Source organism: Pseudomonas sp. Leaf15, assembly GCF_001421425.1.
Taxonomy (GTDB): Bacteria; Pseudomonadota; Gammaproteobacteria; order Pseudomonadales; family Pseudomonadaceae; genus Aquipseudomonas; species Aquipseudomonas salomonii.
The window spans coordinates 99,313-123,944 of record NZ_LMKI01000003.1; the positions used below are offsets into that span (position 1 = coordinate 99,313).

Genomic DNA, 24,632 nt, shown 5'->3' on the forward strand with positions numbered 1-24,632 from the left:
TCAACTGTGGGAGCGGGCTTGCCCGCGAAAGCGGTGGGTCAGTCAGCATCAATGTTTACTGTGCCGACGTCTTCGCGGGCAAGCCCGCTCCCACACGTTTTGCGCTTAACTGAACGGCATTGATGCAAACCCGTCTGCCACAAAGAGTAACGACTACAGGTTGTGTTGCTCTTTGTAGGCCTTGAGCACCTTAAGCCGCTCACGCTTGAGCGCCTCGCCCAGCTCCGGGCCTTTGAAACCTTTCTCCAGCAAGGGCGCCACCGGTACTTCGCGAGCCGCCTTGGCTGCGCCGCGTAAATACTCCGCCTGTGGATAACTTCTCTGCTCCAGGCCCTTGCGGCCCCGGGCGTCCATTTCACAACTCACCACAAACTCTTCAAAGCGTTGCGGCCGGCGATACACGTCAAAACTCTGCAGCAACTCCAGCAATGTCGAGGCTTTGAGCTCCAGCGCGCGGTGGCCATGGGTGTGATATTGGCCGACCAGCAGCGCCAGTTCCTGGCAATCCTTCGGCACCTTGAAGCGTTCATTGACCGCCTTGATCAGCTTCAAACCCGTGTGTTCGTGGGCAATATGCTGCGGCAACTTATCCACAGGCGTCAGGCCTTTACCCAAGTCGTGCAGCAGGCAGGCCCAGCGCACAGTCAGCGGCTGCTGATGCAAGGCGGCCTGTTCGAGCACGCTCAAGGTATGGATGCCGGTGTCGATTTCCGGGTGGTGGGCGGCAGGTTGTGGCACACCAAACAGCGCATTCACTTCGGGCATCAGGGTTTTCAGTGCGTCGCAGTCGCGCAGTACCTGAATAAACACTTGAGGCTGATCCTCCATCAGCGCCCTGGAAATTTCTTTCCAACTGCGCTCCGGGGTCAAGGCTTGCAGTTCGCCGGACTCGCTGAGTTGGCGCATCAGTTCCAGGGTTTGCGGGGCGACGGTAAAACCCAGGTGGGCATAACGCGCAGCAAAGCGCGCAACACGCAGCACTCGCAAGGGATCTTCGGCGAACGCCGGAGAAACGTGGCGCAGAATCCGAGCTTCAAGGTCGCTCTGGCCGCCATAGGGATCGGTCAGGTTGCCGTCATCATCCTCGGCCATGGCGTTGATGGTCAGGTCACGGCGAATCAGGTCTTCTTCCAGCGTCACCTCGGGGCTGGCGTGAAACACAAAGCCGCCATAACCCCGACCGCTCTTGCGTTCGGTGCGAGCCAGGGCGTATTCGTCGCCGTTCTTGGGGTCCAGAAATACCGGAAAGTCAGCGCCGACTGGCTTGTAGCCTTTGGCGAGCATTTCTTCAGTGGTCGCCCCCACCACAACGCGGTCAATATCGGTGACCTTGAGGCCGAGCAGGCGATCACGCACCGCGCCGCCGACTGTGTAGATTTTCATGAAAAAGCCTCCATTAGCGGCACAGGATACCGCCTGTGCCGGACCAATGGAGGCTTTGCTGTTTCAGAGGTGTACGACGGCCAGGTCCAGGCGGCCATAGTCGTTATCGTTGTGGTCGGTGCGTGGCGGCACATGGTGGGTTTTCATCACCTGATCGCCCTGCAGGGTTTCCAGGTGAATGTCGAAGCCCCACAGCCGGTGCAGGTGTTTGAGCACTTCTTCGGTGGATTCGCCCAAGGGTTTGCGGTCGTGCTGCTGGTGACGCAAGGTCAGCGAGCGATCGCCGCGTACGTCAATGCTGTAGATCTGCACGTTGGGCTCACGGTTGCCCAGGTTGTATTGCGCCGCCAGGGTTTCACGGATGGTGCGGTAGCCAGGCTCGTCGTGGATGGCAGGCACCACCAGATCATCCTTGAGGTCGTCATCAAGAATGCTGAACAGCTTGAGGTCGCGAATCACCTGGGGTGACAGGTACTGCAGGATAAAACTCTCATCCTTGAAGCTGCTCATGGCGAACTTGATGGTGGACAACCAGTCGCTGCCGGCGATTTCCGGGAACCAGCGGCGGTCTTCTTCGGTAGGGTGTTCACACATGCGCCGGATGTCGCGGTACATGGCAAAGCCCAGCGCATACGGGTTGATGCCGCTGTAATACGGGCTGTCAAAACCGGGCTGGAACACCACGCTGGTATGGGAGGTGAGGAACTCCATCATGAAGCCGTCGGTGACCAGGCCTTCGTCGTACAGGTCGTTCATCAAGGTGTAGTGCCAGAACGTCGCCCAGCCTTCGTTCATCACCTGGGTCTGGCGCTGTGGGTAAAAGTACTGGGCGATCTTGCGCACAATGCGCACGATTTCCCTTTGCCATGGTTCCAGCAGCGGTGCGTGTTTTTCCAGGAAATACAGGATGTTTTCCTGAGGTTCGGCGGGGAAGCGTGCATTGTCCTTGTCGCTGTTTTTGCCGGCTTTTTTAGGAATCGTGCGCCACAGGTCGTTGATCTGCTTTTGCAGGTGCTCCTCACGCTCCTTCTGGCGCAGGCGTTCTTCCTCGGCAGAAATCGGATACGGGCGTTTGTAGCGGTCGACGCCGTAATTCATCAGCGCGTGGCAGGAGTCGAGCAAGTCCTCAACCGCATCGATGCCATGGCGTTCCTCGCATTGCATGATGTACTGCTTGGCGAACACCAGGTAATCGATGATCGAACTGGCATCGGTCCAGGTGCGGAACAGGTAGTTGCCCTTGAAGAAGCTGTTATGCCCGTAGCACGCGTGGGCCACCACCAGCGCCTGCATACAGATGGTGTTTTCTTCCATCAGGTAGGCGATGCACGGGTCGGAGTTGATCACGATCTCGTAGGCCAGGCCCATCTGCCCACGGGTGTAGGACTTCTCGGTACTGAGGAAGTGTTTGCCATAGGACCAATGGTGGTAGCCCAAGGGCATGCCGACCGAGGCGTAGGCATCCATCATCTGTTCGGCGGTGATCACTTCGATCTGGTTGGGGTAGGTGTCCAGGGCATAACCCGCCGCGATACGGCTGATTTCCCGGTCATAGGCCTGGATCAGTTCAAAGGTCCACTCGGAGCCGGTGGAAATGGGTTGGCGCTTATGCTCTTTTTTGGCGGTCATGTCACTAACCTGCGCTGGAAGAGTTCACGGAAGACCGGGTAGATATCGCCGGCCGAGACCAGTTGCTGCTGGGCGAACGTATCGGCAAAGGCTTCGCCGATGCGCTCGTATTCGAACCACAGTGCCTGGTGCTCACGAGGGGTAATTTCAACGTAGGTGTAGTACTGCACGAACGGCATGATCTGGTTGATCAGGATGTCGCGGCAGATCGGCGAGTCATCGTTCCAGTTATCGCCGTCGGAGGCTTGCGCGGCGTAGATGTTCCACTCATTGGCAGGGTAGCGCTCGGCCATGATTTCCTGCATCAGCTTTAACGCGCTGGACACAATGGTGCCGCCGGTTTCCCGAGAGTAGAAGAACTCTTCTTCGTCCACTTCCCGGGCGCTGGTGTGATGGCGGATGAACACCACGTCGATCTTGTCGTAGTTACGCTTCAGGAACAGGTACAGCAGGATGAAAAAGCGTTTGGCAATGTCCTTGGTGGCCTGGGTCATGGAGCCGGACACGTCCATCAGGCAGAACATCACCGCCTTGGAGCTGGGGTTGGGTTGCTTGACCAGCAGGTTGTATTTCAGGTCGAAGGTGTCGAGAAACGGCACGCGGTGAATGCGCGCGCTGAGTTTCTCGATTTCCGCCTCGATTTGCTGGATATCGCCGAAGTTATCCGGTTCTTCGCGCTTTAAACGCGCCAGTTCTTCCTTGGCTTCCTTCAGTTTGGCGCGGCTGCTACCGGACAAGGCGATACGCCGTGCATGGGCCGAGCGCAGCGTGCGAATGATATTGATGCGGGACGGGTTGCCCTCGTTGCTGATCCCCGCGCGCACGGTCTTGAAGGTGTCGGTGCCGGTCAGGTTGCGTTTGACCAGGTTCGGCAGTTCCAGGTCTTCAAACATGAACTCCAGGAATTCTTCCTGGGTGATCTGGAACACGAACTCGTCCATGCCTTCGCCGGAATTACCCGCTTTGCCGGGGCCTTTACCGCCGCCACCGCCTTGAGGGCGCTGAATATGCTCGCCGGTGGTGAACTCCTTGTTGCCGGGATGCACGACGGTCTGTTTGCCGCCCCGGCCGTGGTGCAGCACCGGTTCGTCGATGTCGCGTCCGGGAATGCTGATTTGCTCGCCATGCTCCATGTCGGTAATGGAGCGGCGGCTGACGGCCTCTTCGACGGCCTTTTTGATGTGGTCACGGTAACGCCGCAGGAAACGCTGACGGTTTACCGTGCTCTTGTTCTTGCCATTGAGGCGTCGGTCGATCACATAGCTCATGGGGAGCCCTCCGGGCAGCTTCACGTTACAAGCTTCAAGCCGCGAGCTGGAAGCTTAGAGACAAGCGGTCGGCCGCCAGGCCATAAGCCTGGCAGCACGCGCCTGTCGCTGCCTTACTGCGATTTGCGCACCCGCAGATACCACTCGGAGAGCAGTCGTACCTGTTTGTCGGTGTAGCCGCGTTCGACCATGCGTGTAACAAAGTCGTTGTGTTTTTGCTGGTCCTCCTTGCTGGCCTTGGCGTTGAAGCTGATAACCGGCAGCAGGTCCTCGGTGTTGGAGAACATTTTCTTCTCGATGACCACCCGCAGTTTCTCGTAGCTGAGCCAGGTAGGGTTCTTGCCGTTGTTGTTGGCACGGGCGCGCAGCACGAAGTTGACGATTTCGTTGCGGAAATCCTTCGGATTGCTGATGCCGGCCGGTTTTTCGATCTTCTCCAGTTCCTCGTTGAGGGCCACGCGGTTGAGGATCTCGCCGGTTTCCGGGTCGCGGTACTCCTGGTCCTGGATCCAGAAGTCGGCGTACAGCACGTAGCGGTCGAAGATGTTCTGGCCGTACTCGCTGTAGGACTCCAGGTACGCAGTCTGGATTTCCTTGCCGATGAACTCGATGTAGCGCGGCGCCAGATATTCCTTGAGGAAGCGCAGGTAGCGTTCGCGGGTTTCGGCCTGGAATTGCTCCTGTTCGATCTGCTGTTCCAGCACATAGAGCAGGTGCACCGGGTTGGCGGCGATCTCGTGTGGGTCGAAGTTGAAGACTTTGGACAGTATCTTGAATGCAAAGCGTGTCGACAGACCGTTCATGCCCTCGTCCACGCCCGCGGTATCGCGGTATTCCTGGATAGACTTGGCTTTCGGGTCGGTGTCCTTGAGGTTTTCGCCGTCATACACGCGCATTTTGGAGTAGATGTTGGAGTTTTCCGGCTCCTTGAGGCGCGAGAGCACGGTGAACTGGGCGAGCATCTTCAGGGTGTCCGGCGCGCAATGCGCCTTGGCCAGGGAGCTGTTGAAGAGCAGCTTGTCGTAGATCTTGATCTCATCGCTGACCCGCAGGCAGTACGGCACCTTGACGATGTAGATCCGGTCGATGAAGGCTTCGTTGTTCTTGTTGTTGCGGAAGGTGTGCCATTCCGATTCGTTGGAGTGGGCCAGCAGTATCCCGGTGAACGGAATCGCGCCCAGACCTTCGGTACTGTTGTAGTTGCCTTCCTGGGTGGCGGTAAGCAGTGGGTGCAGCACCTTGATCGGCGCCTTGAACATCTCCACGAACTCCATCAGGCCCTGGTTGGCCCGGCACAGTGCGCCCGAGTAGCTGTAGGCGTCGGCGTCGTTCTGTGGGAATTCTTCCAGTTTGCGGATATCGACCTTGCCCACCAGCGCCGAGATGTCCTGGTTGTTCTCGTCGCCGGGCTCGGTCTTGGCCACGCCGATCTGGTTGAGGATCGACGGGTAGAGTTTCACCACGCGGAACTGGCTGATATCGCCGCCAAACTCCGACAGGCGCTTGGTCGCCCATGGCGACATGATGGTGTTGAGGTAGCGGCGTGGGATGCCGAAGTCTTCTTCGAGGATCGCGCCATCTTCCGTGGCGTTGAACAGCCCCAGAGGCGACTCGAACACCGGCGAGCCCTTGATCGCGTAGAAGGGCACCTTCTCGATCAGTTGTTTGAGCTTTTCCGCCAGGGACGACTTGCCGCCGCCGACCGGGCCGAGCAGGTAGAGGATCTGTTTCTTCTCTTCCAGGCCTTGGGCGGCATGCCGGAAGTAGGAGACGATCTGGTCGATGCATTCTTCCATGCCGTGGAAGTCTTCAAAGGCCGGGTAGCGGCGGATCACCTTGTTGGAGAATATTCGCGACAGGCGCGAATTGTTCGAGGTGTCTACCAGCTCCGGCTCACCAATCGCCAGCAGCAGGCGTTCGGCGGCAGATGCGTAGGTGCTGCGGTCCTTTTTGCACAGCTCGAGATACTCCTGCAGGGTGAGTTCTTCCTGCTGGGTGGACTCGAAGCGTTGTTGGAAGTGGCTAAAGATACTCATGACGTCGTCACCTCGCTCGATACGTGGAGCCGACGCCGGATCAATCAGTCGATGCTGGCAGCCCTTGGCAATCGCCACTGGCTGTTTTCCCCCCAGAACACCCTGAAACGCTACCGATGACCCGCACGCCGGTGTACCGGCTCTCCCCTGATTCGGATGGCCTGCGCTTAAGGATAGTTCGGAATCCGGGAGGTCAAGGCGCGATGCGCAATTAGTTTGGCTGCGCCGTTCGTCAGAAACGGCGCAAGCCCAAGCGTCACGCGGGGTAGCGGGGTGTGAAAAAAATTATTGCGAATCGCCGGAGGCAATTTCTGCAGGATAGGTCGTGCGCCACAGCTCAAAGCCGCCGTCCAGGCTATAGACGTCGGAGAAGCCCTGGCTGATCAGATAGGCCGCTGCGCTCTGGCTGGAATTGCCGTGGTAGCAGGCCACGATTAGCGGCGTGTCGAGGTCGGCGGCACGGATGAAGTCTTGGATGTTGTGGTTATCCAGATGCTGCGCGCCGCTGATGTGGCCTGCTGCAAAGGTCGGCTGGTCGCGAATGTCGACCACCACGGCGCCTTGCTCGCGCAGGGCCTGGGCTTGTTCGGGAGGGATACGTTTGAATTCGCTCATGGCGGGCTCCTAGGGCTTGGCGCCCGGCAGTGTGACAGAAGGGGGAGGTTCGCACTGGCAGCTCAGGCGCTCGCCGGTGTCGATGTTCATCAGGGTCATGGCGCCGCCCCACACGCAACCGGTGTCGAGGGCGAACACGCCGGGTTCTTCGCATTTGCCTTCCAGAGCCGCCCAGTGACCGAAGATGATCTTCGTGTCACGGGTCTTGCGTTCCTTGTGGGCAAACCATGGCTTATAACCGGGCAGCGCAGTGTCGGCGCCTTCCTTGCTCTTGAGGTCCAGCTTGCCTTCGGCGGTGCAGAAGCGCATGCGTGTGAAGTAGTTGGTAATCACGCGCAGGCGGGCCACGCCGGTAAGGTCGTTGTCCCACTTGACCGGCTCGTTGCCGTACATGCCGTCGAGGTAGGCGGTGTACAGGTTGTCATCGGCCAGGGCGCTTTCGACTTCGGCGGCGCACTTGAGGGCTTTCTTCAGCGTCCATTGGGGCGGGATGCCGGCATGCACCAGGGCCATGTTGCGGCCTTCGTCGTAATGCATGAGCTTTTGGCGGCGCAGCCAGTCCAGTAATTCTGTCCTGTCCGGCGCTTCCAGGATCTCGCGCAGGGTGTCGCCTTTTTTCAGGCGTTCGATGTTATTGCCGGCGGCCAGCAGGTGCAGGTCATGGTTGCCCAGCACGCACACCAATGAATCGCGCATCTTATAAAGAAAGCGCAGGGTCTCGAGGGACTCGGGGCCGCGATTGACCAGGTCACCGACCAGCCACAAGCGGTCGCTCGCCGGGCTGAAGGCTACGCGCTCCAGCAGGCATTTGAGGGGTTCCAGGCAGCCTTGCAGGTCACCGACCGCGTACGTCGTCATCAGTGCAGGGCTCCGGGCACTGCGAGGCGAAACGGCGCGATGATGGCGTCGAACAGTTTTCCGTCGGTGGCTTTCATCTGATACGAGCCTTGCATGGTGCCGACCTTGGAGGTCATCACCGTACCGCTGCTGTAGGTATGGCTGGCGCCGATGTCGATCAACGGCTGCTGACCAACCACGCCGGCACCACGCACTTCCTCGACCTGGCCGTCGCCATCGGTAATTACCCAGTGGCGCGACAGCAGTTTGGCCGGCACCTGCCCGTTGTTCTTCACCGTGATGGTGTAGGCAAAGGCATAACGGTGGTCTTCGGGTTGTGATTGGTCCGCCAGGAAGCGGGTGACGACGCTGACGTCGATCTGGTAGCGAGGATCGGACATGCAAGAGGCCTTAAGAGCAAAAGCGGAGGACAGCAGATGCGGATCAGTCTAGGCCATGAGCGGGGCACTAGGCCAGACATGTGTCGGGCAGCCGGCAGGCGTTATGGGTATAACGCAGCGCAAATGTGGGAGCGGGCTTGCTCGCGAAGGCGGTGCATCAGTTACACATTCGGTGACTGACACTGCGCATTCGCGAGCAAGCCCGCTCCCACAGGGGTATCGAGTTGCAGCTTATTCCACGGTTGGCGCGGGCTGGATCGCAAGCTGATCGGCCAGGCGCACAAATGCGGCCAGGTCCAGTTGCTCGGGGCGCAGGCCGCCGTCGACGCCGGCGGCTTCGATCTCGGCATTGCTCAACAGCGCCTTGAGCGTGTTGCGCAAGGTCTTGCGGCGTTGGTTGAACGCTTCGCGTACCACGCGCTCCAGCAGCTTGTGGTCCTTGGCCGGGTGCGGCAGCACCGCGTGCGGCACCAGGCGCACGATGGCCGAGTCGACCTTCGGCGGCGGGTTAAAGGCGCCAGGACCGACGTTGAACAGGTGCTCTACGCGGCAATGGTACTGAACCATGATCGACAGACGGCCCCAATCACCCCCACCTGGGCCTGCGGCCAAACGCTCAACCACTTCCTTTTGCAGCATGAAGTGCATGTCGCGGATGATCCCGGCGTTGTTCAGCAGGTGAAAAATCAGCGGTGTGGAGATGTTGTACGGCAGGTTGCCGACCACGCGCAGGCTGTTGGGCGCAGCGTTGAGGCTGTTGAAGTCAAACTTCAGCGCGTCGCCCTGGTGCAGGTTAAAGTTGGGCATGCCGGCAAATTGCTGGTTGAGGATCGGGATCAGGTCCTTGTCCAGCTCCACCACGTCCAACTGGCCGCCACTGTTGAGCAGGCCTTGGGTCAAGGCGCCCTGGCCCGGGCCGATTTCCAGCAAGCGGTCTTCTGGCTTGGCATGGATGGAGCGCAGGATACGGTCGATCACGCCAGCGTCGTGCAGGAAGTTTTGCCCGAAACGCTTGCGCGCCCGGTGTTGGTAATGCTCAGTCATATACGGGTCTCGGCCATCTGATAGGCGGTTTCCAGGGCCACGTGCAGGCTGCCGGTATCGATCTTGCCGCTGCCCGCCAGGTCCAGGGCGGTGCCATGGTCGACGGAGGTGCGGATGATCGGCAGGCCCAGTGTCACGTTGACTGCGGCGCCGAAGCCTTTGTACTTCAGCACGGGCAGCCCCTGGTCATGGTACATCGCCAGCACTGCGTCGCAGTGCTCCAGATATTTGGGGGTAAACAGAGTGTCTGCAGGCAATGGGCCACGCAGGTCCATGCCTTCTTGGCGCAGGCGCTCTAATGTCGGTTCAATGATGTCGATTTCTTCATGGCCCAAATGACCGCCTTCACCGGCATGCGGGTTGAGCCCGCAGACCAGGATGCGCGGTTGGGCAATGCCGAATTTCTGTTGCAGGTCGGCGTGCAGGATGCGTGTGACGCGCTCAACACGCTCGGCAGTGATGGCATCGGCGATATCGCGCAACGGCAGGTGCGTGGTTACCAGCGCAACCCGCAGGCCGCGCGTGGCCAGCATCATCACGACTTGTTCGGTATGGGTCAGCTCGGCGAGGAATTCCGTATGGCCGGAAAAGGCAATGCCGGATTCGTTGATCACGCCTTTATGCACCGGGGCGGTGATCATGCCGGCGAAGTCGCCGTCGATGCAGCCTTGGCCGGCACGCGTCAGGGTTTCCAGTACAAACGCCGCGTTGGCCTTGTCCAGTTGCCCGGCTACCACCTTGGCTGCCAGCGGCGTGTTCCACACATACAGGCTGCCGGCCGGGGCGGGCAGGTCGGGCCAGTTGCCCGGCGCCACGTCCAGCAAGGTGACAGCCACACCCAGTTGCGCGGCCCGCTCAAGGAGCAGGTCGCGGCTGGTAATGGCAATCAGGGGGTGTGGCTGAGGGTGCGAGGCGAGCAGCAGGCACAGGTCTGGACCAATGCCGGCCGGCTCGCCGGGTGTTACCGCGAAACGCTGGGGTTTCACTGTGCTGCCTGGTCGGTGCCTGTTTGCTCGGCGCCTGGCAGCTTGTTCTCTACGTAGGCTTCGTCACGGATCTGACGCAACCAGGTTTGCAGCTCTTCGTCGTACTTGCGGTTACGCAGCACGGTCAGGGCTTGTTGCTCGCGGGCCTGGGTGGTGTTGTCGGTGGCGCGACGGCCAAGGACTTCCAGGACGTGCCAGCCATATTGGGTCTTGAACGGCTTGGACAGAACGCCTTGCGGGGTCTTGGCCATGACGTCCTGGAACTCCGGCACCAGCGCTTTCGGGTCGATCCAGTTCAGGTCGCCACCGTTAAGGGCCGAACCCGGGTCTTCCGAGAAACTCTTGGCCAGGGTAGCGAAGTCTTCACCGCCTTCGATGCGGTCATAGATCTTCTGGGCCAGTTCCTTGGTTTGCGCCTCGGTGCGGATTTCGCTTGGTTTGACCAGGATGTGACGAACATGCACTTCGTCTTTCAGCGAGGTCTCGCCGCCGCGTTTGCCGAGCAACTTGAGGATGATGAAACCGCCTGGCGTACGCGCTGGCTGGGTGATTTCACCCACATTCATGGCGCTCAGCTCACGGTCGAACGGAGGTGGCAGTTGCGCGGCTTTACGCCAGCCCATGTCACCGCCGTCCAGGGCGTTGTCGCTGCCGGACATGGCGATGGCCGTCTGGGCAAAGTCAGCACCGGCTTTCAGGCGATCATAAATAGCCTGGGTTTTCGCCGCAGCGGCATTGAGTTGCTCGGAGCTGGCGCTGTCCGGGGTGGGAACCAGGATATTGGCCAGATGCAGCTCTTCGGAGAGCTGCATCTTGCCGAGGTCCGAGGCCAGGAAGTTCTTCACTTCCTGCTCAGACACCTGAACCCGCTCCGCTACACGGCGCTGACGCACACGGCTGATGATCATTTCACGCTTGATCTGGTCACGGGCGTCTTCATAAGACAAACCATCGTGGGCCAGGGCAGCCTTGAACTGGTCAATGCTCATGTTATTGCGCTGAGCGATGGTGCCGACGGCCTGGTTCAGTTCTTCGTCCGAAATACGGATGCCGGAGCGCTCGCCGATCTGCAGTTGCAGGTTTTCGACGATCAAGCGCTCAAGTACCTGAGGGTCCAGCACGCTGGTAGGCGGTACGCCGCCGCCACGTTTGGCGATGGTTTGCTGAACTTCCTTGACCCGTTGGTCGAGTTGGCTCTGCATGATCACGTCGTTATCGACGATGGCCACTACCTTGTCCAGCTGTTGAACCGCAGCGTGCGCCGATGCGGCCCCCAGGAACAGCGCGCCCAGTACTAGCGGGCGCAAGCAATCAGAAAGCTTGGTCTTCACGTTCACGATAACCTTCAATGCCTTTGTCGAGGAAGCTCTCTACCTTGGCGCCGGTCAGGCCGCCGAGTCCTTTGAGGACGATCTGGAAGAAGAGCCCGTGGTCACCCTTTTCGTTCTGTGGGGCGATCTGAGTGTATTCGTCGTTGGAAACCCAATAACGGTTGATCACGCGCAGTTTCCAGCAGCAGTTGTCGTACTCGAAACCACCGAAGGCTTCCAGAGTGCGGTTGCGGGCATAGTCATACTGCCAGCGGGTGATCAGGTTCCACTGCGGAATGATCGGCCACATCATCGAGAAGTCGTGTTGCTGGATTTTGTAGTAATCCTTCACGAACCCAGGCTGGCCTTCGGTGCCGAAATCGCCACCGAACTGCCATTTGCCGGTCAGTTGGTTGTAGACCACCTGGTCGTTGCGATAGCGATAGCCGAGGTTGATAACCTTGTTCGGGTTGTCTTCCGGCTGGTAGTGGAACATCGCGCTGCCGGAACGAGGACTGTGGCTTTCGGTATCCCAGTTATAGTCGGCAGTGGCGCGCCAGTCGCGGTTGAAGCGGAACTCGTATTCCAAGGCGATCGGCGAGACGTTCGAATGAGCGTCATCACGTGTCGCGGCATCAATGCCCGGCAATTGAACTTCACGATCCTTGAAGTAGACCGCCTGGCCGATGGATGCGCGTTGACGCTCAAAGCCGTTTTCTTGAATCCAGCGGCTGGTCAAGCCAAACGACAGTTTGTTCTCGTCGCCGATACGGTCCGAACCGGAGAAACGGTTATCCCGGAACAGCGAGGAGTAGCTGAACACGTTTTCGCTGGTATCGAACACCGGAATGTTCTTCTGATCTTTCTCTGGGACGTAGAGATAGAACATGCGCGGTTCAAGGGTCTGGCGGTAGTTTTCGCCGAACCATTGGGTATTGCGGTCGAAATACAGGCCGCTGTCGATGCTGGCGATTGGAACTGCGCGATCCTGTGAGCTGTTGAAGCTCTCACCCAGCGCCGAGGCGCCGAGGCGGTTGGTCACCAGGTCATTTTTGCCGGTGCCGTCCAGGTCAAGATCATACTTGGTGTACACGTACTTGAGCTTCGGCGTGATGTAGCCGTAGGTCGCGGTCATCGGCAGGGAAATGCTTGGAGCCAGGTTCAGGCGCGTACCGTTTGCACGGTTCAAGCCCAATACAAAGGTGTCCAGGCGAGGCGTGCCATTTGCCTGTGGGAACGGATTGAATGGGCCGCCGTCTTTTTCCGTGTAGTTGCCGGTCTCGAGATCCCGATCAAACCTTACAGCCTCGGTTTCATAAGCGAAATCTACGCCACCAGGATGGTAAGGCAACATGCCGTTGAAGGTCAGCTGCGGCAGACGGTCATACGGGGTGATCTGCGAAACGGTCGCCAACTGATAAGCCTGGACGTTCAAGCGCGCCTGGTAGGAATCGCCGCGATAGGTCAAGGCACCCTGTTGGTTCACGAAGTCCTGAGCTTGAACGCCTTCCTGGTTGGTTTTCAGATCCTGGTAAAAGTACGGATCGCTGATCTTGGTGTAGTCAACCAGTGTCGTCAGTCGCGAATCAAGCCCGCCTTTATGCTGCCAATTGAGCATGTAACGGGTTTTTTCGTAATCGGTCTGTTTCTTGCGTTCGTCGCTGTCGTCGTTCAGATACGCGCCGCCGAACTGCCCTTCGCTGGACTTGGTGAGGTAGCGGAATTCGCCTTCCATCATCAAGCCGCGTTTGGTCATGTATTGCGGGTACAACGTGGCGTCGTAGTTTGGCGCCAGGTTGAAGTAATACGGCGTAATCAGGGTAAAGCCGGTTTCGCTGCCGGTGCTGAAGCTTGGCGGCAGGAAGCCGGATTGACGACGGTCGTCGATCGGGAAGTAGATGTACGGGGTGTAGAGGATCGGGATGTTCTTGATCCGCAACGTCGCGTTGGTGGCCGTACCGAAACCGGTGGCCGGGTTCAACGTGATGTTGTTGCCCTTGAGCTGCCAGGCGTTGCTGTCCGGCTCGCAGGTGGTGTACGTACCGTCCTTGAGACGGATGATCGCGTTTTCCGCACGTTTGGCGTACAGCGCGTTACCGCGAACACGCGACTTGTGCAGCACGTATTCGGCGTTGTCGATCTGGGCCGCACCGGTATCGAGCTGCACCTCGGCGTGGTCGCCGACGATCAGGGCACCGTTGTCGCGCAGACGCACATCGCCGTTCAGCTCGCCACGGTTCTCGGCCTGGTACAGGTTGGCTTCCTGAGCCTCCAGCTGCATGCTGCCCTGGCGCATGACGACGTCACCGGCCAGGGTCGCAACCTGCTGTTCCTGCTCGTAGCGAGACACCTTGGCACCGATGAAGGTCGGCGAATCGCTTTTGTCCGTCTTGTCGTTCATGCCAGGACGGGTCGGCTCGATATACGCGCCGGAGCAATACGGGCCGGTCTCAGCCAGTTGGGCTGCGGTAAGCTTGTCGCGAGGCACCCAGTCCAGGTGGCTGTAGTCGGCACTGCGCGAACGCAGGCCACGGCCCTTGGACTCGGTGACCAGGGTGGTCTTCGGCTCGGCCGCAGCACTGCCGCCAGCATCGGCTTGCGCCGTGCTGCCAGCGGCGCTGACGGCTGCACCGTCGTGCACCGGGCGCGGTGGTAATGGGGCTGCGGCGGTTTTTGGCGCGCAATCCCAGGCACCCGAAGCAGAGACTGAGCAGTCATACTGTTCCGCGGCGACCACGAATGAGGTGGCGAAAGGTTGCATGGCCAGCAGACTGCCGGTTACCAGCAACGGAAATTTTCTACGAAACGCGGGGGATTTCAATGCCATCTTATTAGTCCGGGCTTCCTGCGTGCCATCTGCCCGCGGTTTGGGCCGCACGCCTCTCGATGGTCTGAAAAAGATGCGTGATAATAAAGCATGACCCGCTTGACGGCTAGCGCCGTCGGAGACCCTTGTAATGCCCGAGCAAGATCTACGTTTACAACAGCTGAAAGTTTGGCTGGATGAGCAGTTGCCGATCCTTTTCAACGCTCAGGACTGGGGTGTCGTACCTCCGGCCACATTGACCGCGGCCAGCAGCGACGCGAGTTTCAGGCGTTATTTCCGCTGGGAGGGCGGTGGTCGCACGTTCGTCGTCATGGACGCTCCACCGCCCCAGGAAAACTGCAAACCTTTCGTCGATATCGCTGATTTACTCGCGAAATCGGGAATAAATGTGCCAAAAATTTATGCAGAAGATTTGCCGCGCGGCTTTCTTTTGCTTAATGACCTGGGCAGAAAAACCTATCTGGACGTGATTGACGAACAAAACGCCGACGAATTGTTCGCCGATGCCATCGATGCATTGCTGGCTTTTCAGCAATTGCCGATGGACGCACCGCTGCCCAGCTATGACGTGGCCTTGTTGCGCCGTGAGCTGGAATTGTTTCCGGAGTGGTACGTGCGCCGGCATTTGGGTATCGAATTCGACACCCGGCAGCAGGCCCTGTGGCAACGTGTCAGCGATCACCTGATCGACAGTGCCCTGACCCAGCCCAAAGTGCTGGTGCATCGCGACTATATGCCGCGCAACCTGATGATCAGCGAGCCGAACCCCGGCGTGCTGGATTTCCAGGACGCGGTCTACGGCCCGGTTACCTATGACATCACGTGTCTGTTCAAGGACGCGTTTCTCAGCTGGCCCAAGGCCCGCGTGCGCGAGTGGCAGCGCGGCTACTGGGCGCGTGCCGGCGCGTTGGGCATCCCGGTGCAGACCGATTTCGAGGAGTTCCTGCGGGCCAGTGACCTGATGGGCGTGCAGCGCCACCTCAAGGTCATCGGCATTTTTGCGCGCATCTGCCATCGCGACGGCAAGCCACGCTACCTGGCCGACGTGCCGCGTTTCTTTGCTTATATAGAAGACGTACTGGCCGACCGGTCTGAGCTGGACGAGTTGGGTGAGTTGCTCGCCAGCCTGCGTGAACCGGCTGAGGTGCGTGTATGAAGGCCATGATCCTGGCCGCCGGCAAAGGTGAGCGGATGCGTCCGCTCACGTTGCACACGCCCAAACCGCTGGTGGAGGCGGGCGGCAAGCGTTTGATCGAGTATCACCTGGAGGCGCTGGCCAAGGCCGGCTTCACCGATATCGTGATCAACCATGCCTGGCTCGGCCAACAGATTGAAAGCTACCTGGGTGATGGTGCGCAGTTTGGCTTGCGCATTCAGTATTCAGCCGAGGGCGAGCCACTGGAAACCGGCGGCGGGATTTTCAAGGCATTGCCGCTGCTGGGCGACGAGCCTTTCCTGTTGGTCAACGGCGATATCTGGACGGACTTTGATTTCGCCAGTCTGCACAACAAGGCGCTGGAAGGGCTTGCCCACTTGGTCATGGTCGACATGCCTGCCCATGCGCCAACGGGAGGCGACTTTTATTTGGACAACGGTCTGCTTCATGATGCCGCGCCCGGTGCCGATAACCTGACCTTCAGTGGCATTTCAGTGCTCGACCCACAGTTGTTTGCGGGCTGCAGCGCCGGTGCCTTCAAACTGGCGCCGCTGTTGCGGAAGGCCATGACCAAAGGTCTGGTAACGGGAGAGCACATGACAGGACGCTGGATTGATGTCGGCACGCTGGAGCGTCTGGCACAGGTTGAAACCTTGCTGACTGCGGGGCAATAAGATGTTGTGGCCAGGGACACTGATCGGTGCCGGGGCTGGCTTTGCCATTGCCAGTATTCCGGGGGCCTTGTTGGGCGCATTGCTGGGGCAGGCACTGGATCGCCGCCTGCAGTTGCACAGCTGGGCGCAATTGCGCGAGCGCCTGGGCGGGCGCCCGGCGTTGCGCAACGACGAATTGCTGTTTGTGTTGTTGGGGCGCCTGGCCAAGAGTAATGGCCGGGTGGTGGATGGGCATATTCAGCAGGCGCGCCAGGAGATGCGCTCGCTGGACATGAGCGAGCCGGCCCAGCGTCGGGCGATTATCGCGTTCAATCGTGGCAAGTCGGGATCCGACCGAATGCGCAATTACCTGCGCGTACTCAAAGCCCAACCCCATGCGGCAGAAGGTGTGTTGCGTGCATGCTGGCGCATGGCCTGGGCGGACGGCAGGGCCGATGACGCCGAACGCGACCTGATTGACTTGTGGGGCAAGTGGCTGGGGTGGACGCCGCAACAGCTGCAGGCGCTGGCGTCTGATTACGCCCCCGAACGCAAGCCATTGGCCAGTCGTGGCGGGTCGTATCAGGAGGCGTTGCGGATTCTGGGGGTGACGTCCACCAGCGAACCGGCGGCGATCAAACGTGCCTATCGCCGACTGCTCAGCCGCCATCACCCGGACAAGATCGCCGGCAGTGGCGCGAGCCTGGCGCAAGTGCGTGAGGCCACCGAACGTACCCGCGAGCTGCACAATGCTTATGCGTTGATTCGCGAACGGCGGGACTTTCGATAGTCACGTCAATTTGGAAGTGACAATCCAGCCAGCTCCCACAGTTGATCGGGTGACCAGGCCAGGCTCAGTTGGAGGCCGGCTCCGGGCTCAACCACCCACGAACCCGCCGATACAGCTGCTCTTGCTCAGCCGCACTGTTGCCCGGCAGAGTCTTGAGCGACACCTGTTTATAGCCGTCATTCTTCCCCCGCTTGGCGGCCTGCATACGTTCCAGGGCGTTTTTGCGCTCTTGAGCGTCGTCCTGGTAGTACACATCCGCCGTCGGCACTTTCAGCGCCGGCGCCAGTTTTTGCAGGTCCGGCTGCCTGGCCGCTGGCGTCTTGCCGGCCACCATCACCAACTTCTGCACTTGGGACGGCTGTTTCTCGCTCAGGTAGCGCGCGGCCCACCAGGCGCCGGTGCCGTGGCCAAGCAGCACCACACTGCGCGCGCTTTGGGTTTGGGCAAAGGCAACGGCGGCGTCGATGCGATCAAAGATGCGCTTGGCGTCGGTTTTGTCCTGTTCATCAGCACCCGGCACCACCGCCGGGTCAGTGCCTTCGGCTTCGGCGCTGGCGGCTTGTTCGATCGGTTTGGCGGCCGTGCTGCCGTCTTTGCTGCTGGTGTCGACCGCTGTTTTGGGCGACTCCATGACCCGAGGCGGCAAGGTGTCGAGGTTCACATCCGGCAACGACAGGCTCAGGGTGCCCCAATCGGCATCGGGTAACTTGCGGCGCAGCGGCGCAATTGCTTGTGGCCAATCGGCACTTTCCCCGGCGCCCGGCACAATAATCACCACACCTTCAGGCTCGGCGCTGTTGGCCGGTTTCCACAGGGCCAGGAATGAATCACTGCCGGCCTGCAATTGTTGCTGTTCCTGTGCCGGCAGTTGACGCTCCAGGGCGCTGGCTTCTTCCTGGCTGCGCTCGGGCAGCGGTTGGCGTTCAGCCGGTTTTTCGGCGGTGGGCGCAGGCGCGTCGGCGGCTTGAACAGAAAAGGCGCTGGTAAATAGCAGCGATAGGCACAATGCTGGCAGTGCCGAACGGTGGGTAAAGGGCATCGTTAATTCCCGGCCAGAAGTGATTCCAGCAGCCTAATGGGTTGGTCAGTGTTTGTCAGTGATGTGAGACGTGGATCATGGGTTTTCGCTGTCTGCTGGTTATCGGCTGTGTGTGCTTTGCCTTGATGGCGAATGCCGCGCCTGCGCCTGTCGCGCCGCAGGCGCAGCTCAATGCTCAGCAGCGTGAATGGTTGGCGCAGCACCCGCAGTTGCGCGTGGGCGTGGTATTGCAAGCACCGTACGCCCAATACGACCGGCGCCTGCAGCGCTTGTCCGGGGCGAATGTCGAGTTGATGCAATGGCTGGCCAAAGCGCTGAATATCGACCTGACCTGGCGCAATTTCCCCAGCCAGGAGCAACTGGAAGCTGCCGTGCGCGATGGCGAGGTGGATATCGCCCCGGGCCTGCAGCAAACCCCGGCCGGCTTGCGTCTGTGGTTATTCAGCGACCCTTATATGCGCGTGCCTCAGCATATCGTCGGCATTCGCGAGGGCGGCGGCGCGGTGGAGCTGGAAAAGCTTGACGAGCTGTCCCGCGTCGCCGTGCGCATGCCCAGCGCTGTCGCCGATTACCTGCGCAGCAATTACCCCAACCTCAACCTGCAAGGCGTGCCCCTGGAGCGCCAGGCCCTGCAATTGCTGGTGAGCCAGCAGGCGCGTTATGCCGTGGTGGATGAGGCGCAATTGAGCCGATTGTCCGGCGAGGCGGAGTTTGCCGGGCTGGCGGTGGTCGGCGATATCGGCCTGCCGCAATTGCTGCGTGTGGCCACCCGCCGTGAGTGGCCGGAACTGGCGAGCATCATGCAAAGTGCCTTGCGCGCGATACCCGCCCGCGACCTCGACCAATTGCACAGCCGCTGGCTGCAACCCAAATACCCACGGCTGACGGAGTCGCCGGGCCTGTGGCAAAACCTCAGCCTGCTCTTGATGATGCTCCTGCTCGCCAGCCTCGCCGTGGTGCTTTGGCAGCGCCGTCAACAGCGAGTGCTGGAACACAGCTTACTGGCCGCCCGGGAAGAAAGCGCCGCGCGTGCGGCCGGTGCCGAAGCGTTGCGGCTGACGCAGTTCTCCATCGATCAAAGTACGGTCGGCATTCTTTGGGTCAATTGGGACAGCCATGTACGTTACGCCAACCGCGCCGCCGAAACCATGCTGGGCTACGCCGCCGGCGCGCTGATCGAGCGACCGCTGATCGATTTTGACCCGACCTTGAACATGGACCGCTGGCTCGACGTATGGAAGCGTGCGCGTGCCAGCGAAGAGGGCCCGCAGACCTTCGCCACCGATTGCGTGCGTGCTGACGGCAGCATCCTGCCGGCGGACGTGTCGTTGAGCTTCCTGCGCTTTGCCGAGGGCGAGTACCTGGTGGTTTATCTCAACGACGTCACCGAGCGCCGTCGTTACGTGGCCGCCTTGCAGCAAAGCGAAACACAGCTGCGCGAGCTCTCTGCCCACCTCGAAACCGTGCGCGAAGAGGAAAAGGCGCGTATCGCCCGTGAAGTGCATGACGAGTTGGGTCAGATGCTCACGGTGCTCAAGCTGGAGACGTCGATGTGCGAACTGGCCTATGCGCAATTGGACCCGGGCTTGACCGAGCGACTGAACAGCATGAAACGCCTGATCGCCCAGCTGTTCCAGCTTGTCCGGGATGTGGCGACCGCGCTACGCCCGCCGATTCTCGACGCTGGCATCGCCTCGGCGATTGAATGGCAAGCCCGCCGCTTCGAAGCGCGCACGCACATTCCCTGTCTGGTACAAGTCCCGGATAACCTGCCGGCCCTCAGCGATGCCAAGGCAATTGGCCTGTTCCGCATCCTGCAGGAGGCGCTGACCAATGTGATGCGTCATGCCCAGGCGCATACTGTCGAACTGACCCTGACAGTGGAAAGCGCCGACTTGCGGCTGACCATCAGCGATGACGGCGTCGGTTTCGTCGAGAACCCAGGCCGCCCGGTGTCCTTTGGCGTAGTCGGCATGCGTGAGCGGGTGCTGATGATGGGCGGGCAATTGAGCCTGCACAGCGAGCTGGGGGAGGGCACCACGTTGAGTGTCACGGTGCCGTTGGATGCATAACGATAGGAGCAAGCCCCTGTGATTCGCGTATTGGTAGCCGAAGACCACACCATTGTTCGTGAAGGCATCAAGCAATTGATTGGCCTGGCCAAAGACCTGCTGGTGGTCGGCGAGGCCAGCAATGGCGAGCAGTTGCTGGAGACCTTGCGCCATATCGCCTGTGAGGTGGTATTGCTGGATATCTCGATGCCGGGCGTCAATGGCCTGGAAGCGATTGCGCGCATCCGTGCACTGAGTAACCCGCCCGCGATTCTGGTGCTGTCGATGCACGATGAAGCGCAAATGGCTGCCCGCGCCCTGAAAGTCGGGGCGGCGGGGTATGCCACCAAGGACAGTGACCCGGCGCTGTTACTGACGGCGATTCGCAAAGTGGCGGCGGGCGGGCGTTACATCGACCCGGACTTGGCGGACCGCATGGTCTTTGAGGTCGGCCTCACCGATACGCGGCCGTTGCATTCATTACTGTCGGAGCGCGAGTTCTCGGTGTTCGAGCGCCTGGCCCAGGGCGCCAACGTCAACGATATCGCCCAGCAACTGGCGCTGAGCAGCAAGACCATCAGCACCCACAAGGCGCGGTTGATGCAAAAGCTCCATATCACCTCCCTGGCCGAACTGGTGAAATACGCCATGGAACACAAACTCTTGTAACCCCCTCGATCGTTCCCACGCTCCGCGTGGTAACGCCTCTTGTGACGCTCTGCGTCACGCTTTGGGACGCAGAGCGTCCTGGGCTGCATTCCCACGCGGAGCGAGGGAATGATCAAGCCGGGCTCCTCCAGGTGCGCGTATCTGTTTACGACATAGGCTTTGCCGGCAGACGCTGATGATTGCCGCCGCACTGTTCTCTGCCCGCCATCGGTGTAGGGCAATCCCTACCCCCAACCTTCCATCCGGCTGATGTGATTCTCTCCTGGCCCCCGATTTCCGGGGGCTCGCGCCTGGACTACGCTTTGTGCCACAGCAGTCCAAAACAAAAGGTGCGGGTATGAGCGAGGTGGATTCAAATGATGTGCTGGTCAGCTTTCGTGGCGTGCAGAAGAGCTACGACGGCGAGAACCTGATCGTCAAAGACCTCAACCTGGAGATTCGCAAGGGCGAGTTCCTCACCCTGCTCGGGCCGTCCGGTTCGGGCAAGACCACCAGCCTGATGATGCTCGCCGGTTTCGAGACGCCAACGGCCGGGGAAATTTTGCTCGCCGGACGCGCTATCAACAATGTGCCGCCGCACAAACGCGACATCGGCATGGTGTTCCAGAACTACGCGCTGTTCCCGCACATGACGGTGGCAGAGAACCTGGCATTCCCCTTGTCGGTGCGCGGCTTGAGCAAGACCGATATCAGCGAGCGAGTCAAACGCGTGCTGAGCATGGTCCAGCTGGATGCCTTCGCCCAGCGTTACCCGGCGCAACTCTCCGGCGGTCAGCAACAGCGCGTGGCCTTGGCCCGGGCGCTGGTGTTCGAACCGCAGCTGGTGTTGATGGACGAACCCCTCGGCGCCCTCGATAAACAACTGCGCGAACACATGCAGATGGAGATCAAGCACCTGCACCAGCGCCTCGGCGTGACCGTGGTGTACGTGACCCACGACCAGGGCGAAGCCTTGACCATGTCCGACCGCGTGGCGGTGTTCCACCAGGGCGAGATCCAGCAGATCGCCGCGCCGCGCACCCTGTACGAAGAGCCAAAAAATACCTTCGTCGCCAACTTCATCGGCGAGAACAACCGCCTCAATGGCCGCCTGCACAGCCATACCGGCGATCGCTGTGTGGTGGAGTTGGCGCGCGGTGAAAAGGTTGAGGCGCTGGCAGTGAATGTCGGCCAGCTCGGCGGCCCGGTGACCCTGTCAGTACGCCCGGAGCGCGTCAGCCTCAATGGCTCCAGTGAATCCTGCGTCAACCGCTTCTCTGGGCGGGTGGCGGAATTTATCTACCTGGGCGACCACGTGCGTGTGCGCCTGGAAGTCTGCGGCAAGGCCGATTTTTTTGTGAAACAACCGATCGCTGAGCTGGATACAGCGCTTGCGGTCGGCGACGTGGTACCGATTGGCTGGCAAGTCGAGCACGTTCGCGCACTCGACCCACTTCTAGAGGCGAATTAATCGCCCCATGGCTTCACCAACCCTGCACGTGGAGAGAACAACAATGTTGAGATCCCTTAAATATTCCGCCCTGGCCATTGGCTTGATGGGCGCGACACAGGCCATGGCAGGCCCGGACCTGACGGTCGTATCCTTCGGCGGCGCGAACAAGGCGGCTCAGGTCAAAGCCTTTTACGCACCGTGGGAAAGCGCGGGCAATGGCAAGATCGTCGCCGGTGAGTACAACGGCGAAATGGCCAAGGTCAAAGCCATGGTCGATACCAAGAGCGTGTCGTGGGACTTGGTGGAAGTGGAGTCGCCGGAACTGTCCCGTGGCTGTGACGAAGACATGTTCGAACCGCTCGACCCGAAACTGTTCGGCAATAGCGCCGATTATGTCAAAGGCGCGATTCAGCCCTGCGGTGTGGGCTTCTTTGTGTGGTCCACTGTGCTGGCGTACAACGCCGACAAGCTGACCACCGCACCGACCAGTTGGGCGGATTTCTGGGATACCAAGAAATTCCCAGGCAAGCGCGGCCTGCGCAAAGGCGCTAAGTACACCCTGGAATTCGCCTTGATGGCGGACGGCGTGGCCCCCAAAGACGTGTACAAAGTGCTGGCTGGCAAAGACGGCCAGGATCGCGCGTTCAAGAAACTCGACGAACTCAAACCGTCGATCCAGTGGTGGGAAGCCGGTGCACAACCGCCGCAGTACCTGGCCTCGGGTGATGTGGTCATGAGCTCGGCCTACAACGGCCGCATTGCTGCCGTGCAAAAAGAAAGCAACCTGAAAGTGGTGTGGAACGGCGGCATCTACGACTTTGACGCCTGGGCCATCCCTAAAGGCCTGGCCAAGGATCGCGCCGAAGCAGCGAAGAAGTTCATCGCCTTCTCGGTGCAGCCGCAACAGCAGAAGATCTACTCGGAAAACATCGCCTACGGCCCGGCCAATACCCAGGCCGTACCGTTGTTGGCCAAGGATGTGCTGAAAGACATGCCGACCACGCCGGAGAATATCGCCAACCAGGTGCAAATCGATGTGAGCTTCTGGGCGGATAACGGCGAGCAGCTCGAGCAGCGCTTCAATTCCTGGGCGGCCAGGTAACACCGCATATTCCTCTGTGAAAGCAGGCTGGTGTGGGAGCTGGCTTGCCTGCGATGGGATCGACTCGGTCTTTGAGTGACACCGAGGCGATGCCATCGCAGGCAAGCCAGCTCCCACAAAAAAGCACCGCTCACAGGGAACTCTTAGAAGATTTCCGGAGTTTGCCATGGTTATCGCCATTCCCAGCCCCACCCTCAAGCAGCGCCTGGCGCGTGCCGAGCGGCTCAATCGCTGGAAGGCCCAGGCCTTGATTGCGCCGCTGGTGCTGTTTTTGCTGCTGGTGTTCCTGGTGCCGATTGTTGCGCTGCTCTACAAAAGCGTCGGCAACCCGGAAGTGGTGGGCGGTTTGCCGCGTACCGTGGTGGCGGTCAAGGCCTGGGATGGTCGCGGCCTGCCGGGTGAACCGGTGTATCAGGCGCTGAGCGAAGACCTGGGTGAAGCACGTAAAAACCAGACGCTGGGCGACTTGTCCAAACGCTTGAACATGGAACTGGCCGGCTACCGCAGCCTGTTGACCAAAACCGCACGGGCGCTGCCGTTTACCGAAACGCCCGGCTCTTATAAGGACGCGTTGGAAAACCTCGACGAACGCTGGGGCGACCCGGCGTACTGGCAGGCGATCCGGCGTAATACCAGCAGCCTCACGCCGTACTACCTGCTGGCGGCCGTCGATCACCGTATCAATGACCTTGGCGAAGTGGCCCCGGCCACACCTGACCAGGCCATCTACCTGGACATCTTTGCCCGCACGTTCTGGATGGGCTTGGTAATTACCTTCATCTGTCTGCTGCTGGCCTATCCGTTGGCCTACCTGCTGGCCAACCTGCCGGCACGCAAAAGTAACCTGCTGATGATTCTGGTATTGCTGCCGTTCTGGACCTCAATCCTGGTAAGGGTGGCGGCATGGATTGTATTGCTGCAGTCCGGTGGGCTGATCAACAGCGCATTTATGGGCATGGGCCTGATCGATACACCCATGGAGCTGGTGTTTAACCGCACCGGGGTTTACATCTCGATGGTGCACATCCTGCTGCCCTTCATGATTCTGCCGATCTACAGCGTGATGAAAGGCATCTCGCCCACGTATATGCGTGCAGCGATTTCCCTGGGGTGCCACCCGTTTGCCAGTTTTTGGCGCGTGTACTTCCCGCAGACCTATGCCGGTGTCGGCGCCGGTTGCCTGCTGGTGTTTATCCTGGCGATTGGTTACTACATCACCCCGGCGCTGCTCGGCAGCCCGAACGACCAGATGGTCAGCTATTTCGTCGCGTTCTACACCAACACCAGCATCAATTGGGGTATGGCCACGGCGCTGGGCGGCTTGCTGCTGCTGGCGACCGTCGTGCTGTACCTGATCTACAACCGTCTGGTCGGCGCCAGTCGCCTGCGCCTGAGCTGAGGAGA

20 protein-coding genes are annotated in these 24,632 nt (G+C 60.2%); 8 read left to right on the forward strand and 12 right to left on the reverse strand.

Going from position 1 to position 24,632, the window contains the following annotated elements; all coding sequences use genetic code 11:
- Positions 1 to 153: 153 nt before the first annotated feature.
- From ASE80_RS04515 to ASE80_RS04565, 11 genes are all read right to left on the reverse strand, one after another.
- Positions 154 to 1,383 (reverse strand): multifunctional CCA addition/repair protein, encoded by a 1,230-nt coding sequence (locus ASE80_RS04515; RefSeq protein WP_056857847.1) that lies wholly within the window; start codon positions 1,381 to 1,383, stop codon positions 154 to 156.
- Positions 1,384 to 1,446: 63 nt separating this feature from the next.
- Positions 1,447 to 3,012: a SpoVR family protein gene (locus tag ASE80_RS04520; RefSeq protein WP_017138056.1), complete on the reverse strand. Its 1,566-nt coding sequence runs from the start codon at positions 3,010 to 3,012 to the stop codon at positions 1,447 to 1,449.
- Positions 3,009 to 4,280 carry a YeaH/YhbH family protein gene (locus ASE80_RS04525; RefSeq protein WP_017138057.1) on the reverse strand — a complete coding sequence of 424 codons (1,272 nt, stop codon included), beginning with the start codon at positions 4,278 to 4,280 and terminating at the stop codon, positions 3,009 to 3,011. Before ASE80_RS04525 ends, ASE80_RS04520 begins: the two co-directional genes overlap by 4 nt.
- 113 nt (positions 4,281 to 4,393) lie before the next feature.
- Entirely contained in the window at positions 4,394 to 6,316 is a 1,923-nt protein-coding gene (locus ASE80_RS04530; RefSeq protein WP_026013778.1) for a PrkA family serine protein kinase, read from the reverse strand.
- 285 nt (positions 6,317 to 6,601) lie between these two features.
- Complete coding sequence (gene glpE, locus ASE80_RS04535; RefSeq protein ID WP_056857848.1) at positions 6,602 to 6,931, reverse strand: thiosulfate sulfurtransferase GlpE; 330 nt, start codon at positions 6,929 to 6,931, stop codon at positions 6,602 to 6,604.
- A gap of 9 nt (positions 6,932 to 6,940) precedes the next feature.
- Positions 6,941 to 7,789, reverse strand: coding sequence for a symmetrical bis(5'-nucleosyl)-tetraphosphatase (locus ASE80_RS04540; RefSeq protein ID WP_056857849.1), 849 nt, complete (start codon positions 7,787 to 7,789; stop codon positions 6,941 to 6,943).
- Complete coding sequence (apaG, locus tag ASE80_RS04545) at positions 7,789 to 8,169, reverse strand: Co2+/Mg2+ efflux protein ApaG (RefSeq protein WP_056857850.1); 381 nt, start codon at positions 8,167 to 8,169, stop codon at positions 7,789 to 7,791. Before apaG ends, ASE80_RS04540 begins: the two co-directional genes overlap by 1 nt.
- Before the next feature lie 231 nt (positions 8,170 to 8,400).
- On the reverse strand, positions 8,401 to 9,213 hold the full coding sequence (rsmA, locus tag ASE80_RS04550) for a 16S rRNA (adenine(1518)-N(6)/adenine(1519)-N(6))-dimethyltransferase RsmA (RefSeq protein WP_056857851.1): 813 nt from the start codon (positions 9,211 to 9,213) through the stop codon (positions 8,401 to 8,403).
- Positions 9,210 to 10,199, reverse strand: coding sequence for a 4-hydroxythreonine-4-phosphate dehydrogenase PdxA (gene pdxA / locus ASE80_RS04555; protein WP_056857852.1), 990 nt, complete (start codon positions 10,197 to 10,199; stop codon positions 9,210 to 9,212). The genes rsmA and pdxA overlap by 4 nt, the downstream gene beginning before the upstream one ends.
- Complete coding sequence (locus ASE80_RS04560; RefSeq protein WP_017138064.1) at positions 10,196 to 11,536, reverse strand: peptidylprolyl isomerase; 1,341 nt, start codon at positions 11,534 to 11,536, stop codon at positions 10,196 to 10,198. The genes pdxA and ASE80_RS04560 overlap by 4 nt, the downstream gene beginning before the upstream one ends.
- Positions 11,511 to 14,336, reverse strand: coding sequence for an LPS-assembly protein LptD (locus ASE80_RS04565; protein WP_056857853.1), 2,826 nt, complete (start codon positions 14,334 to 14,336; stop codon positions 11,511 to 11,513). The genes ASE80_RS04560 and ASE80_RS04565 overlap by 26 nt, the downstream gene beginning before the upstream one ends.
- A gap of 130 nt (positions 14,337 to 14,466) precedes the next feature.
- Here ASE80_RS04565 and ASE80_RS04570 point away from each other — a divergent pair, with 130 nt between their 5' ends.
- From ASE80_RS04570 to ASE80_RS04580, 3 genes are read left to right on the forward strand one after another with little or no spacing between them, the layout of a single operon-like run.
- Entirely contained in the window at positions 14,467 to 15,492 is a 1,026-nt protein-coding gene (locus tag ASE80_RS04570) for an aminoglycoside phosphotransferase family protein (RefSeq protein WP_056857854.1), read from the forward strand.
- A complete protein-coding gene (gene murU, locus ASE80_RS04575) occupies positions 15,489 to 16,166 on the forward strand; it encodes an N-acetylmuramate alpha-1-phosphate uridylyltransferase MurU (RefSeq protein ID WP_056857855.1) in 678 nt (225 codons plus the stop codon). Before ASE80_RS04570 ends, murU begins: the two co-directional genes overlap by 4 nt.
- 1 nt (position 16,167) lies before the next feature.
- The gene (locus ASE80_RS04580; protein WP_056857856.1) at positions 16,168 to 16,935 is read left to right on the forward strand and encodes a TerB family tellurite resistance protein; all 768 of its coding nucleotides are present in this window, start codon (positions 16,168 to 16,170) and stop codon (positions 16,933 to 16,935) included.
- Positions 16,936 to 16,999: 64 nt separating this feature from the next.
- Here ASE80_RS04580 and ASE80_RS04585 read toward each other — a convergent pair whose 3' ends face one another.
- Positions 17,000 to 17,974 (reverse strand): alpha/beta hydrolase family protein, encoded by a 975-nt coding sequence (locus ASE80_RS04585; RefSeq protein WP_056857857.1) that lies wholly within the window; start codon positions 17,972 to 17,974, stop codon positions 17,000 to 17,002.
- 77 nt (positions 17,975 to 18,051) lie between these two features.
- On the opposite strand from ASE80_RS04585, the gene ASE80_RS04590 reads away from it, so the two are divergent.
- From ASE80_RS04590 to ASE80_RS04610, 5 genes are all read left to right on the forward strand, one after another.
- Positions 18,052 to 20,046: a PAS domain-containing sensor histidine kinase gene (locus ASE80_RS04590; protein WP_056857858.1), complete on the forward strand. Its 1,995-nt coding sequence runs from the start codon at positions 18,052 to 18,054 to the stop codon at positions 20,044 to 20,046.
- 18 nt (positions 20,047 to 20,064) lie between these two features.
- Positions 20,065 to 20,694, forward strand: a complete 630-nt coding sequence (locus ASE80_RS04595; RefSeq protein ID WP_017138071.1) for a response regulator — start codon at positions 20,065 to 20,067, stop codon at positions 20,692 to 20,694.
- Positions 20,695 to 21,031: 337 nt separating this feature from the next.
- Entirely contained in the window at positions 21,032 to 22,144 is a 1,113-nt protein-coding gene (locus ASE80_RS04600; RefSeq protein ID WP_056857859.1) for an ABC transporter ATP-binding protein, read from the forward strand.
- 43 nt (positions 22,145 to 22,187) lie between these two features.
- Positions 22,188 to 23,228, forward strand: coding sequence for an ABC transporter substrate-binding protein (locus ASE80_RS04605; protein WP_056857860.1), 1,041 nt, complete (start codon positions 22,188 to 22,190; stop codon positions 23,226 to 23,228).
- A 166-nt stretch (positions 23,229 to 23,394) separates the two neighbouring features.
- On the forward strand, positions 23,395 to 24,627 hold the full coding sequence (locus ASE80_RS04610) for an ABC transporter permease (RefSeq protein WP_056857861.1): 1,233 nt from the start codon (positions 23,395 to 23,397) through the stop codon (positions 24,625 to 24,627).
- The last annotated feature ends 5 nt before the right edge of the window (positions 24,628 to 24,632 follow it).